Origin of the sequence: Bacillus sp. 105MF, from assembly GCF_000374885.1 — a bacterium.
In the GTDB taxonomy this organism is placed as follows: domain Bacteria; phylum Bacillota; class Bacilli; order Bacillales; family Bacillaceae_G; genus Bacillus_A; species Bacillus_A pseudomycoides.
In genome coordinates, this window is the sequence record NZ_KB895571.1 from 70,181 (window position 1) to 83,170 (window position 12,990).

The window sequence follows — 12,990 nt, forward strand, 5'->3', positions numbered from 1 at the left end:
TCAACTTCTCTTTTTCACCCTGAAAATATGAATTCTTTGAGGAGGGTATAGAGTGAAGAACTTGTTAGAGACTAGAAATCTTTGTGTCTCATTTGGAGAACATCATGTCATTAAAGACGTAAATTTGATGATACCAAAAGGAAAACTTATTTCTATTATTGGACCCAACGGAGCAGGGAAGACAACTCTATTTAACTTGTTAAGTGGACAGATTTCTCCAACAAAAGGTGAGATTTATTTTAAAGAACGTGACATTACAAAGTTATCGATTCCAGAGCGAACCCGCCTTGGTATGGGACGCTCTTTCCAGCTTACAAATATTTTTCCGGAATTAACAGTGATTGAAAATGTACGCTTAAGTGTACAGTCGTTTGTTCAAGATTATTATAGTTTTTTTCCAAACTTCTCACGATTCAAGCAGCAGATGGGAGAGGCGAGACGTCTTTTGAAGACAGTATTGCTTCACGAAAAAGAAGAAGCGCTAGCGAAAGATTTAGCACATGGGGAAAAGAGAAAATTAGAACTGGCCATGCTGCTAGCGCTCAGAACAGATGTATTGCTACTTGATGAACCAACAGCGGGTATCTCTGTTGAGGAAGTCCCAGCTATTCTTCAAGTGATAGAGAATATAAAGAAAAATCGTGAGAATACAATTGTACTTATTGAACACAAAATGGATATGGTTCTACATGTATCAGATCATTTAATTGTACTATTTCATGGCGAGTTATTGGCCGAAGGGTTACCAGAAGAGATTATGAAGGATGAACGTGTACAAACGGCATACTTAGGGGGATTATACGGTGACACTATTAAAAGTGGATAATGTAGAAACGTATTTGGATCAGTTTCATATTTTGCAAGGCGTTTCTTTTATGGTTGAGAAAGGAACAATCACCGTATTGTTCGGAAGAAATGGGGCTGGAAAAACAACGACTTTACGTTCAATTATGGGGTTTAATCGGATTTCTAATGGAGAAATTTATTATTGTGATGAGAAAGTAAATGGTTTATCTACTCATCTGATTTCGCGAAAAGGAATGGGCTATGTGCCAGAAAATCAAGGGATCTTTCATGATTTAACGGTAGAAGAAACATTTGCTCTCGCTGGAGTAAAGAAAGGGATAGAATATGCAGAAAAGGTAGAATGGATGCTCGATTTATTTCCAGATTTAAAACAATATTGGAATAAAAAAAGTGGGCTGTTGAGCGGAGGACAAAAGCAAATGCTGGCGATTTCAAGAGCGTTCATTAATAGTGATGGATTGCTATTAATTGATGAGCCAAGTAAAGGATTAGCGCCGATTATGATTGAAAAGTTAATGTCGGCTATTTTGAAAATGAAAGAGAAAACGACTGTTTTGCTTGTAGAACAAAACTTTATGATGGCAAGCCAGATAGGTGATTATTTTTACATTATGGACAATGGAAAAATCGTGCATAACGGTCCAATGAATGAACTGAAAGAAGATAAGGAAACATGTCATAAGTATCTGGGGATTTCTTAACATTGATACGGAGGAGGTATGGAACGTGGATGTGTTAGTTAACTTATTTGTAAATGGCGTTTCGACAGGTATGCTTATTTTCTTATTAGCATCGGGACTTTCACTTATTTTTGGTTTAATGAGTGTACTCAATTTTGCCCATGGTGGATTGTTTGCCTGGGGAGCTTTTACAGGGGTTTGGTTATTCAATATGACTGGTAGCTATGTACTTGCATTAATAGGTGCGATTTTGATGGGAATGTTTCTTGGTTTCGTTTTAGAAAGATTCCTTATTCGTCCTGTTTATGGAAATCATGTTCGACAACTTCTCGTTACACTTGGTGGAATGCTTGTACTTAGTGAATGTATAAAAGTATTTTGGGGACCGAATCCAATTAGTGCTAAATTACCAACATGGTTACAAGGAAGCTTGACATTTGATGGAATTATATTAATAAAGTATCGATTGTTTGTTATTATTGTTGGGGTACTTATTTATATTGGCCTGATGTTGTTACTACGTAAAACAAAAATTGGTCTTATGATTCGTGCGGGTGTAATAGATAAGGAGATGGTTCAAGCTCTTGGTATTAACATAAAGGCGATATTTTCATTTGTCTTTTTATTAGGGGCTGGAATGGCCGCGTTAGGGGGATTTCTCCTTGCTCCATATTCAGGAGTTATTTTCGCTGAAATGGGTATGCAGTATGCAATTTTAGCTTTTATTGTTGTCATTATCGGAGGATTGGGAAGCGTGCAAGGTTCAGCGATTGCGTCTTTAATTGTTGGATTGGCTGGAGCGTTTACGGCTTATTATTTACCTGATTTATCACTCGCAATAAATATGTTAATGTTGTTGTTTTTCTTGTTAGTCAAGCCAACGGGGCTCGTTGGTGAAAAGGGGTGAAAAGGTGAATAATACATTTAATCGGGCCGGGATATATTTTGGGCTAGTTGTATTGATTTGTTTAAGTGTATTCCCTTTCGTAAATGATTCACGGAGCTTACTCATTTTGTTTACACAAGTTTTCATCTTTGCTATATTTGCAATGAGTTTTGATATTCTTCTTGGATATACAGGAATTGTTTCATTCGGTCATTGCATGTTTTTTGGAATAGGTGCTTATTGTGTTGCACTCTTACTAGATCGACAAGAGGTTTCTATAGCAAGCTTTTTAATCGGTATTGGGATAGCTGTTGTACTATCAACGATAATCAGTTATATAATCGGTATGCTTTCTTTACGATTAAAAAGTCATTTTTATGCAATGTTAACACTTGCGATTTCCCAACTATTCTTTGTACTTGCTGAAAAATGGCGGTCTTTCACACATGGAGGAGATGGCTTTACATTCCGTGTACCTGATATGTTTCGTGACCGTTTCACATTTTACTATATTACACTCATATGTCTAGTCGTCATCTTTCTATTGCTTCGCTTATTTACACAATCTTCTATTGGAAAAGTGTTAAAGGCAATTTCGCAAAATGAGCAACGTGTAGAAGCACTTGGATATAAAATTCTCCACTATAAAATTATTGCGAGCATAGTTGCGGGAGTAGTAGCAGCGCTTAGCGGTGGTTTATTTGTTATCACATTACGCTTTGTAAATACAACTGTTTTTTCAATTGAAATGACTTTAAATGCTCTGTTAATGACAATGATTGGGGGAGTTGGCACATTAGTTGGAGCAATCGCTGGCGCCGGGATTATTGAATTTTTAAAGTATTATTTATCAGAACTTGCAGCGCAGTATCCAATCTTTGAGAGATGGACGATCTTTCTTGGGTTACTATATATTATTGTGTTATTAGGTTTCCCAACAGGGTTAACTGGTACGGTTAAAAAAATAAGAAGTATAACAAAAAAGAAGGGGGCAGAGAAAAGTAAGGAAGTTGAGCATAGTACATGAAACTCCGTCCTTGAGATTTAGAGAGAAATGTGGAAGATAGGTGAAAGTTAGCCATCAGCGGTGGAACCTTCCGTTGATGAAGATATCACCTTATGAGATGGATAAAGGAATGTGAAATCGTATGTGATAAAAGTACAAATTCTTGATGTGTCAAGGTTTGTGCTTTTTATTTTGGAGATTTTTAGATGAGTGATTAGTATGACTATGGGAAATGGGCGTTTTATCGAATGAAGAGTATCGTACTATTTGTAAATGGGTTTAGAACTCAGCAGGTAAAGGCAATACTGAGCCATATTAGGAATGTATGTGAAAGGATGATAGTATGTTTGAGGAAGAAGGCATAGTTTTAATTATGGAACCTGTGGATGAAAGAGATCTTAGGAAATTCATTTTGACTATACCTCAGTCAGTTTATAAGAAAAAAGAAATTTCCTTACAATATGGAGCGGCTATAGGGGAAGGATACACAAATATTATTGAGGAAATTATCGGTGTACATATAGAATCAGAACTTGTAACAGTTATAGGATATGTAGGGAAGTAAACGTTAGTATAAAGGAATCGGCATACTTAATTGTATCTTAAGTATGTCTTTTTTCGGTTGTATACAAATTTGAAATAGGCACTGCGACAAGTAAAGAAATGAAGGAATTTTTGAAAAACTATGTACTAACAGTAGGTAGCATGAAAGAGTGTGATGTAGTAGAAGGTACGATTTCTGAATCGTTAACAGGTTATATCGTATTACTAATAGATGGAATGGGAGAAATACTACTATTAGAAACACAATTATGGAAATCAAGGAGTGTTAACAGCTAGAGAAAAATCAACAAACGAGCCTGTTGTATATGAAATTCGTTCCATGAAAACCCCGTATGTTTTTCAAAATTGATTATGAAAAGGAAATTGAAAAGTCCTGCTAGAATATATAAGTTGAGGTAATGAAAATGGAAATGAAGTAGCTAGTATTCTAGAATGACAGTATAGCGAAAGGGATAGGTGTTTATAAATATAGTAGAAGAAACGTTAGTATTCAGCTAGGAGGTAAAAAATGAAGTTGAAAAAGACGATATTACTTGTGTTTTTAATTACAATCGGTTTAATGGGCTGCTCTATGATTGAAGAGGGTAAGAATTCAATTGATTATGCTCAAAAGGCGACAGACTATGTTAATAAAGTGAGTGCGTTTGCAAATGAAGCGCCGGGGTTAGTAGAAAAAGCAATCAATGATAGTGCTGCTCGAAAAGAATTAGAGACTAAGCTCGGAGATATTCAAAAGGATATCCCAGCTTTTAATGAATTGACACCCCCGGATGTAGCGAAGGACATCCATCAGCAAATTGTTGGATATAACGAAAAATTAAATGCATTAATTGATACAACTATGAAAAAGATAGAAGAAGGGAAAATAGATGTAGAACAATTTAAAAACTCAGAGCTTATGAAGACAGTGCAACAAGTTCAAGATTTAAAAGATAAAGTTCAAAATTTAGGGCAGTAGAGAGGATATGAAAAAAGTCCGTTATTTATAACGGACTTTTTTAACGCGAGAATATTATAATAAGGCGTGTACTTGTTATTGGATAGAAAAAACGACGATCCCAATTATAATAATAATGTTACCAATGACTTTTCTTTTTGTTATTTTCTCTCCTAAGAAATACCAACCGAATACTAAAATAATGACATAGCTAAGAGATTCTAATACAGGAGCCTGTTTTAATGGAACACCTTTTAGTGCAATAACGTTTAGCCCAGCATTAATTACAAATAAAGAATAGCCGATAATAACATAAGGGTTGACATATTCTCTTAATTTGGAATCATATTCTTGTAGAGTTGCCTTTTTGAGTAAAATTTGTGAGTAATTTGCTAAAATAATACCGAAAATATATAACAATATATAATTATTCATCTTTCGTCACCACCACAATTCCAATCATAATGATAGCTGCACCGAGTAAATTGTTCCATTTTATCGTCTCACCTAAAAAGATAACGGACCATAACATGGACCATAATATGATGATCCCTCGGTGGGAATATGCTTTAGAAATTTCAAAATGTTTAATTACCTGTTGCCAAAGAATAGCATAGCCAAATAAAATTACAACAAGTCCAAAATAGGCGATGAAAAACGAAATGGATGAAACAGGGAATTTAGCTGCCCATTTCATATAAAGCAGGATGATAGAATATAGCAAGAAAGCTACATGTAAAAATACATAATTTTTCATAGTCGGTTTCATATATTCACTCTCTTTTAGATGTAAATACATTAATTTGAAAAGAATGCATTTCATCTATGTTTTCTTATTACATGGAATGTGGTTTGAAATGGTTTTTTGTTTTATAATGTGTATACTTTGTCTATCTCTTCACATTCCAAGGTATATAATACCATGAGTGATGTTGTAAAACAATATAAGGAAACGAGTGGCTTTTTAATATAGAAGTCACTCGTTTCCTTATATTCATTATGTAATTTCTATTTCATTATTAAAGTAAAGATATTCATAGAATCGTTAAACTTCATATTTGTTTTTTCCATTGCTCAATGATTCTTACTCTTTTATTGGTTGCATCCATCTCCACTTGTACACCAATTGGCATCGTCATCATCGGATGGGTATGGCAACAATCAAAGTCTGCTAGAAATGGAATGTTACGATTTTGGAGTACTTCTAATAATATTTCATAAGGTTTCCGATGTGTACCACAATCATCAAATTGCTCATGCTTTCCAAGAATGATTCCTGAAACTTTATCAAATACACCGTTAATTTTAAGTAATGAAAAACTTCTTTCAATGGTAGCTGCATCTTTGGAGCTATCTTCAATAAAGAGAATATCTCCTTCTTTAATACCAGGCATAAATGGGCTACCCCATATACCTTGTATTGTATTTAAGTTGCCACCAATTAGTCTTCCAGTTGTTTTTCCGCCATTTACACAAATCCACTCGTTTTTTCTTAGTTCTTTGTCCTTTGTTTTTTCTTCCCAGTTTATAAAGTCATCTGTCCAAAATGAAGGTTGCTTTACCTTGTAAGGAATTTCTTGTTCTTCCATTAAAGCTTCTGCAAAGTATGTATAAGTGGAATCCACAAAAGGCTCAAATTCACCAAAAGAAGGAACAAGTGCTGGTCCATAAAATGTAGTAATGCCTGTTTGTGCATAGATTCCAAGTAGTAAAGCTGTAGTGTCTGAATACCCAATCATAATTTTTGGATTTTCTTTCAATGCTTTGTAATCAATATAAGGTAAAAGAGAATTTGAATTCATCCCGCCAATTGTTGACATGATGCATGTAACATTCAGATTTCTAATTAATGCATTTAGTTCTTCAGCACGTTCTTGAATGCTTCCTGAACGATAAAAATCCTGCTTACCTGTAAGGTTACCTTCCAATATGTGGAGCCCTTTATCTTGTAAATATTTTTTAGCTCGATTAAATCTTTTGGGAGATGTATATGTTACAGGTGAAGAAGGAGAGTAAATGCCAATAGTATCTCCTTTTTTTAAGGGATTAAGTAGTATCATTGTATCAAACCTTTCTTGTTTCGATTAGGAATTTAAGTAGTTTCAGGATTTAATATTTGAAAATTTATATTATTAAATTTTTGGTAGTATAACATATTCTTAACAAATAATCTTGAAAAAATAGTTATCGTAGATTATTTACTGTTTGACCTTGACGGTTTAAAGACATTGTTGTTATGGTTAAATTTGAAATTATAATAGGTAGAGTAAAAGGAGTTTTATTGATGAAAAGGTTAGGATGGGGAAGCGTAACAATACTCTGTGCTATTATTTTAGGTTCATGTTGGTTCTTTTTCCAAGGGAGTATTCTAGAGAAGAATGGTATTAATGTTTCCAAAGCAAAAGAAAAAATGACAATAGATGGTCCGCCCCTACAAGTAGCAGAGTTACCAAAAACAGGATTAACTGAAAAGATGATCCCACAAAAATATGTACCAGTAGTTGAAGCGAAAGCAGCAATGATCATTGATGCAAGTAATGGGCAAGTCATGTATAAAAACAATGAAGAAGAGCTACTTGCCCCGGCGAGTATGTCAAAGATGATGACAGCATATATTCTTTTAGAAAACATACATAAAGGAAAGGTCCATTGGGAAGATCAAGTGAAAATAAGTGCGAAATCGGCACAAGCAGAAGGTGCGAGAATTCCGGTACAAACGGGGGATGTATTAACGGTTAAAGACCTATACCATGCGTTAATGATCCAATCGGCCAACAATTCTGCAATTGCTTTAGCGGAACATATAGCAAAAACTGAGCAAGATTTTGCCCATCTTATGAATCAAACAGCGAAACAACTGGAGTTATCAGAAGCAACCAAGTTTGTAAATGCTTCTGGATTGCAAGAGCCTGATGGAAGTGAAACGAAGATGACTGTAGCTGATGTAGCGAAGTTAGCGTATCACCTTGTAACAGATTACCCGGAGATATTAGATGTTACACATTTACGTCAAAGTCAGTTAGCATTTAAAAGCACGATGGTTACGAGTACGAATGAAATGTTGAATCCGGCCAACCAAGGACTTTACTTAGAAGGAATGGATGGACTGAAAACAGGCTTCACTGATAGTGCGGGTTATTGCTTTACTGGGACTGCCAAACAAGGTGATAAGCGACTTGTAACAGTTGTTATGGGTACGAAGAGCCAAATGAAACGTTTTACAGAAACGCATAAACTAATGTCCTATGGTTTCGAGATTGTTAAGTAGGTGAAGGATTTATTATGAAAGAAGACGGCTTGTTTAAAACTCGGATTGAGTGGAAAATAAGCTGTTTTTTATTTTAAGGGAATATAAAAGGTATCAAAAACAAAAACTAAAAAGTATGAGTGCTATTGTTTGAAATTGTTTTTCTATGTAGATATAATAAAGTTATAAACTTATTATTAATAAGTTCGGGGCGGGATATACCATAATAAAGATTAGTAAGCCTCAAAATAAAAATTGGAGGGAATTAGTATGGCAAAAGATTTTTATTCAGCAATTGAAGACAGAAGATCAATTTATGCAATTAGTAAAGAGCAAGTTGTTTCTGATGAGAAAATTCAAGAAGTAGTGAATCATGCCGTAAAGTATACACCTTCATCTTTTAATTCTCAGAGTGCAAGGGTTGTTGTGTTATTAGGAGAACAACATGATAAACTATGGGATATTACGAAAGAAACATTACGAAAAATTGTACCAGAAAATAATTTTGCACCAACCGAAGAAAAAATGAACGCATTTAAAAGTGGCTATGGAACAGTTTTATATTTTGAAGACAGCAAAGTAATAGAAGATCTTCAAGAAAAGTTTGCATTATATAAAGACAATTTCCCGACTTGGTCCCAGCAATCATCAGGAATGCTACAGTTTGTGATTTGGACAGCATTAGAAATTGAAGGGTTTGGTGCAACGCTGCAACATTATAACCCATTAATTGATGAAGAAGTAAGAAAAGAATGGGATATTCCAGAGACTTGGAAGCTGATCGCTCAAATGCCATTTGGTAAGCCAGTTGCGCCAGCAGGTGAAAAAGAATTTCAGCCGTTAGAAACTCGTGTGAAATTTCATAATTAAAACGGGAAAAGGATTGCCTATATAGGTAATCCTTTTTTGTTTTGTACGAGACCAATAAAAGATTTTTAAAATCTTGTGACTTCTAGTCATTAGAAGTTCAATTCAAGGTATCATTATGGGTATGGAATGACAGATAGCGAAATCCATCATGTGACGCAGTGGTTTCAAAATAAATGAAATAGACAAACAGGGAATGCGGTTATTAGTAATTCCCTGTTTGTGCGATAAATTATTAAAAAATAATTATAATTTATAAGGATTCTTATGATTTAAATTATTACTTTGATTTTCAATAGTAACTTTTAATTCGGATTTTTTTGTTTCAATGGCTGGGATTTTTCTGAACGTTACCAAGGATAGCGTACGAACCAATGCATAGTGAAAATCGATATAATGCTTCGAACCATTATCAATAATTTGTTCCATGGATAATACTCCTCTTCCTAATTATTTGAACTATATTGGTTATTTTAACAATATAAGCATAAAGATTCCAAATAATCAGGTCTTCAATCAAAAAAGCCTAAATAATCTAAAATATTTTTACTGATAAGGAGTAACGTCACAATGATAAATAAAATTCGTACGTAAGATACTCCTTTTTTTATAGCGAAATTTGAGCCTACGAAAGCCCCGAAAATCATTGCAACTCCCATTGGAAGTCCATATGCAAAATTAACAACATCTAAATAAAGAAAAATGATAAGTGCAGCGATGTTACTACCAAAATTTAAAACTTTGGCATTTCCAGCTGATTGCACAAAATCAAATCCAATGATCAAAAATGTAAATAACAAAAATGATCCTGTTCCTGCCCCGAAAAATCCATCATAAAATCCAATGATAAAAATAACAGAAGAGAAGACAACTCTTTTTTTTACACTCATTCCACTATAACTTGCATCTTTTCCCCACTCTTTTTTCATAATCGTATAAATCGCAACGGCAATTAATAGAACAAGTACTAATGGTTTTAATATTTCAGATGAAATGTGTTTGACTACAAAGGCGCCAAGTATAGCCCCGATAAAAGTTAAAGGGAATAGCTTAGAGACCAATTTGAAATTCACATTTCCAGATCGAATAAATGAAATGGTACTCATAAGTGATCCCATTGAGCTTGCCAGTTTGTTAGTTGCAATAGCTGTTGAAGGTGGGAGGCCGGTGAATAATAAAGCTGGTATAGAAATTAATCCACCGCCACCTACAACAGAATCGATAAAGGCAGCTAAAAAACCTGAAGCAATTAAAAAAAACATTGTATAAAGATTGATGTCCTCCATATGTATTTCCCCCATCCTAGAATAGTCACTACTAAGATAGTATCTGTTTAATTACTTTGTGTAAATGAAAATTTGATAATGCCTCTTTAATATTTACTCCAACCACTTTTGTGTTTACTATTAAAGTAATAATTACTGTCAATGTTGCGGCAAGTACAAAATATGCGGGAGGCTTACAATGGAAGATTTACTACAAAAAATTCAAATGCTTGGCTTAAATCAATATGAAACAAAAGCCTATGTTTCATTAGTTCAACAAGGAGCTTCTAGTGCTTATCAAGTTAGCAAAAATTCTGGAGTCCCTCGTGCACGTATATATGAAATATTGAATACCCTTGAACAAAAAGGCATTGTAATGAAGGAAGAAATAAATGAAGCAGTACAATATTCTCCTTTGCCTGTAGATGTGTTTTTAGAGGCAGTAAGAGAGAAATGGGAAGAGACATACACGTATGTAGAAAAAGAATTAAAAGTATTTGAAAAAAAAGAACCTGAGGTGGATTCGAGAGTAACCACTTTGAAAGGTGAAGAAAATATACTAGCTTTCTGCAGAATATTAATTCGAAGAACGAAAAAAAAGATTATTTTGTCAATTTGGGATACTATGTATAAAAAACTATTAGTAGACTTAAAAGAAAAAGAAAGAGAATGTAGTTTAAAGGGTATTGTCTTTGAAGTTGACGATCCGTTGCAAGGATTAGAAATTCATAGAAAAACAAGTTACGTTAATAATATTGGAAGTCATAAATGGTTTATCTTATCAATTGATGGAAAAGAAATGGTATATGGTCACTCGATAGAACAAAAAGGAAATGCTTTTTATACAGATGATCCTGTTCATATATATTTACTAGAAAATTATATATGGCATGATATATTAGTAAATCGTTTAGTAAGGGATAGCGATCAAAACATGGATTCTTGGATTGCTCCAGAACGAGAAAAGTTCTTTTTCATATAAATATAATTTTTTAGGATACTATATAGTTGATAAATGGCGGAATTTTTGTAATGATAAGAAGGTGACTCATGAAAAGAACTATTTTGTAAGACCAGTAGAAAAACCAATTGTTTACTTAGATATCATGATTTTATTAGTGGAGTAAGTAAAGAATGGATACTACTAGAAGCTTTGATTCGTTTTGTAATAGAAAAAATTAAATGTTTTATTACGAAAACGCTGTATATGAAGTTGGGATTCACATGAAGTTCACATGAAGTTCACATTGGTAATTTAAAATAGTTGACGTGTGAAAAAGAAAGCCCTTGTATAAAAATGGAATTTAACATGAGATCATTTCCAATGTTTTGGTAGGATATTAAAATCATTTTTTTAAGAGGGTAGTAGGGAAAGGGAGTTAATACAACTTATGAAAAAAGTACTAGCAGGTTTAGCGGCAGCTTCTGTAGCCGGCGCAGTAGTTCCTGGAATGGATGCTGCTCACGCACAAGTTTCAACAGACGCGCTAAAAGAAATCGATGGACAAACACAAAAACAAACACAAACACAAACAGTTGATTCGAAAGTAACTGAAACACAAACAGTAGAGAAAAAATCTGACATTAAATACACAGTAACAGCTGATGTATTGAATGTACGTACAGCTCCTGGTACAGGAAATGATATTATTTCTAAAGTACAAGAAGGACAAGTTCTACAAGTAACTGGTGAAGAAAATGGTTGGTTTAAAGTAAATGTAAACGGTAAAACTGGCTATGTAAGCAGTGATTTTGTAACAACTGGTGAGAAAACAGGAACTACTGTTCAACAAGGAACAGGTAACTATACGGTAAACGTTTCTTCACTTAATGTACGTACAGGTCCTAGTGCTTCTCATACAGTTGTAGGTACTGTAGGCAAAGGACAAACTGTACAAGTTGTCGGTGAAGTACAAGACTGGTTTAAAATTAACCACAACGGCGGAACTGGCTATGTAAGTAAAGACTTTGTAACAAAAGGCGGTACAACTACAAATGTAAGTACGGAAACAGAAAAGCCAAACAACAATGAAATGACAATCCGAAAAGACGGCTCATATGTTGTTGATACAGGAGCTTTACGTGTACGTACAGGCCCGGCTACATATAATGCTGTAATTGGTGGCGTAGTACAAGGCCAAACATTACAAGTTATTGGTGGAGAAAACGGTTGGTATAAAATTAACCACCAAGGAAGAACTGGCTATGTAAGTGCAGACCATGTTAAGTTTGTAAAAGGTGGTACAGCAAATGTAACTACGCCTTCTCGTCCAGCTACTGGCGGTGAGCAAGGAAATACACAAACAGAAAAACCACAAACAGAAAAACCGACAACACCATCTGCTAATGGCTCATCAATTGTGTCTATTGCACAATCGCTAAATGGTTCACCATATGTATATGGTGGTACAACACCATCTGGTTTTGACTGCAGTGGCTTCGTTTACTACGTATTAAATAAAGCAGGTCATTCTGGTGGACGTCAAACTGTTGCTGGCTACTGGAGCAGCAAGACGCATACTAGTAATCCACAACCAGGTGATTTAGTATACTTTAAAGATACTACTGGTGCTGGTGCAGGTATGACTCATATGGGTATTTACTTAGGAAATGGTCAGTTCATCAGTGCAGAAACTGAAAAAACTGGTGTAAGAATTAGCTCAGTAAATAACTCTTACTGGAGTAAGCATCTAGCAGGTTACACAAAAGCATAATAAGAACCGTATTCTTA

Annotated in this window: 16 protein-coding genes; 11 read left to right on the forward strand and 5 right to left on the reverse strand. The window is 34.5% G+C overall.

The window, feature by feature from the left end:
- Window positions 1-52 precede the first annotated feature (52 nt).
- The 7 genes from C564_RS0111400 (at window position 53) to C564_RS0111430 (ending at window position 4,901) form a co-directional block, all read left to right on the forward strand.
- Window positions 53-826: an ABC transporter ATP-binding protein gene (locus C564_RS0111400; protein ID WP_018765421.1), complete on the forward strand. Its 774-nt coding sequence runs from the start codon at window positions 53-55 to the stop codon at window positions 824-826.
- On the forward strand, window positions 804-1,508 hold the full coding sequence (locus C564_RS0111405) for a branched-chain amino acid ABC transporter ATP-binding protein (RefSeq protein ID WP_018765422.1): 705 nt from the start codon (window positions 804-806) through the stop codon (window positions 1,506-1,508). Before C564_RS0111400 ends, C564_RS0111405 begins: the two co-directional genes overlap by 23 nt.
- Window positions 1,509-1,533: 25 nt before the next feature.
- Entirely contained in the window at window positions 1,534-2,394 is an 861-nt protein-coding gene (locus C564_RS0111410) for a branched-chain amino acid ABC transporter permease (RefSeq protein WP_018765423.1), read from the forward strand.
- A 4-nt stretch (window positions 2,395-2,398) separates the two neighbouring features.
- Window positions 2,399-3,400 (forward strand): branched-chain amino acid ABC transporter permease, encoded by a 1,002-nt coding sequence (locus tag C564_RS0111415; RefSeq protein ID WP_006094554.1) that lies wholly within the window; start codon window positions 2,399-2,401, stop codon window positions 3,398-3,400.
- 322 nt (window positions 3,401-3,722) lie between these two features.
- Entirely contained in the window at window positions 3,723-3,944 is a 222-nt protein-coding gene (locus C564_RS0111420) for a hypothetical protein (protein ID WP_003196960.1), read from the forward strand.
- 110 nt (window positions 3,945-4,054) lie between these two features.
- Window positions 4,055-4,219 (forward strand): spore germination protein, encoded by a 165-nt coding sequence (locus C564_RS0111425; protein WP_018765424.1) that lies wholly within the window; start codon window positions 4,055-4,057, stop codon window positions 4,217-4,219.
- 232 nt (window positions 4,220-4,451) lie between these two features.
- Entirely contained in the window at window positions 4,452-4,901 is a 450-nt protein-coding gene (locus tag C564_RS0111430; RefSeq protein ID WP_003206858.1) for a DUF6376 family protein, read from the forward strand.
- 75 nt (window positions 4,902-4,976) lie between these two features.
- Here C564_RS0111430 and C564_RS0111435 read toward each other — a convergent pair whose 3' ends face one another.
- From C564_RS0111435 to C564_RS0111445, 3 genes are all read right to left on the reverse strand, one after another.
- Window positions 4,977-5,315 (reverse strand): EamA family transporter, encoded by a 339-nt coding sequence (locus C564_RS0111435; RefSeq protein ID WP_018765425.1) that lies wholly within the window; start codon window positions 5,313-5,315, stop codon window positions 4,977-4,979.
- Window positions 5,308-5,649, reverse strand: coding sequence for an EamA family transporter (locus C564_RS0111440; protein WP_018765426.1), 342 nt, complete (start codon window positions 5,647-5,649; stop codon window positions 5,308-5,310). The genes C564_RS0111435 and C564_RS0111440 overlap by 8 nt, the downstream gene beginning before the upstream one ends.
- 283 nt (window positions 5,650-5,932) lie before the next feature.
- A complete protein-coding gene (locus tag C564_RS0111445; protein WP_003196969.1) occupies window positions 5,933-6,940 on the reverse strand; it encodes a S66 family peptidase in 1,008 nt (335 codons plus the stop codon).
- Window positions 6,941-7,164: 224 nt separating this feature from the next.
- On the opposite strand from C564_RS0111445, the gene C564_RS0111450 reads away from it, so the two are divergent.
- Together C564_RS0111450 and C564_RS0111455 are read left to right on the forward strand one after the other, a co-directional pair.
- The gene (locus tag C564_RS0111450; protein ID WP_018765427.1) at window positions 7,165-8,148 is read left to right on the forward strand and encodes a D-alanyl-D-alanine carboxypeptidase family protein; all 984 of its coding nucleotides are present in this window, start codon (window positions 7,165-7,167) and stop codon (window positions 8,146-8,148) included.
- A 249-nt stretch (window positions 8,149-8,397) separates the two neighbouring features.
- Entirely contained in the window at window positions 8,398-8,997 is a 600-nt protein-coding gene (locus C564_RS0111455) for a nitroreductase family protein (RefSeq protein ID WP_003196974.1), read from the forward strand.
- 243 nt (window positions 8,998-9,240) lie between these two features.
- On the opposite strand, the gene C564_RS0111460 is transcribed toward C564_RS0111455, so the two are convergent.
- A complete protein-coding gene (locus C564_RS0111460) occupies window positions 9,241-9,423 on the reverse strand; it encodes a hypothetical protein (RefSeq protein WP_003206856.1) in 183 nt (60 codons plus the stop codon).
- 83 nt (window positions 9,424-9,506) lie between these two features.
- Window positions 9,507-10,280: a sulfite exporter TauE/SafE family protein gene (locus tag C564_RS0111465; protein WP_018765428.1), complete on the reverse strand. Its 774-nt coding sequence runs from the start codon at window positions 10,278-10,280 to the stop codon at window positions 9,507-9,509.
- A 178-nt stretch (window positions 10,281-10,458) separates the two neighbouring features.
- On the opposite strand from C564_RS0111465, the gene C564_RS0111470 reads away from it, so the two are divergent.
- Together C564_RS0111470 and entFM are read left to right on the forward strand one after the other, a co-directional pair.
- Entirely contained in the window at window positions 10,459-11,241 is a 783-nt protein-coding gene (locus tag C564_RS0111470) for a TrmB family transcriptional regulator (protein ID WP_003196978.1), read from the forward strand.
- Window positions 11,242-11,650: 409 nt separating this feature from the next.
- Window positions 11,651-12,973: an enterotoxin EntFM gene (entFM, locus tag C564_RS0111475; protein WP_003196980.1), complete on the forward strand. Its 1,323-nt coding sequence runs from the start codon at window positions 11,651-11,653 to the stop codon at window positions 12,971-12,973.
- The last annotated feature ends 17 nt before the right edge of the window (window positions 12,974-12,990 follow it).

Coding starts and splice junctions, on each gene's coding strand:
- C564_RS0111420 (WP_003196960.1), top strand. CDS start 3,723: ATGTTTGAGGAAGAAGGCATAGTTTTAATTATGGAACCTGTGGATGAA.
- C564_RS0111430 (WP_003206858.1), top strand. CDS start 4,452: ATGAAGTTGAAAAAGACGATATTACTTGTGTTTTTAATTACAATCGGT.
- C564_RS0111435 (WP_018765425.1), bottom strand. CDS start 5,315: ATGAATAATTATATATTGTTATATATTTTCGGTATTATTTTAGCAAAT.
- C564_RS0111440 (WP_018765426.1), bottom strand. CDS start 5,649: ATGAAACCGACTATGAAAAATTATGTATTTTTACATGTAGCTTTCTTG.
- C564_RS0111445 (WP_003196969.1), bottom strand. CDS start 6,940: ATGATACTACTTAATCCCTTAAAAAAAGGAGATACTATTGGCATTTAC.
- C564_RS0111450 (WP_018765427.1), top strand. CDS start 7,165: ATGAAAAGGTTAGGATGGGGAAGCGTAACAATACTCTGTGCTATTATT.
- C564_RS0111455 (WP_003196974.1), top strand. CDS start 8,398: ATGGCAAAAGATTTTTATTCAGCAATTGAAGACAGAAGATCAATTTAT.
- C564_RS0111460 (WP_003206856.1), bottom strand. CDS start 9,423: ATGGAACAAATTATTGATAATGGTTCGAAGCATTATATCGATTTTCAC.
- C564_RS0111465 (WP_018765428.1), bottom strand. CDS start 10,280: ATGGAGGACATCAATCTTTATACAATGTTTTTTTTAATTGCTTCAGGT.
- C564_RS0111470 (WP_003196978.1), top strand. CDS start 10,459: ATGGAAGATTTACTACAAAAAATTCAAATGCTTGGCTTAAATCAATAT.
- entFM (WP_003196980.1), top strand. CDS start 11,651: ATGAAAAAAGTACTAGCAGGTTTAGCGGCAGCTTCTGTAGCCGGCGCA.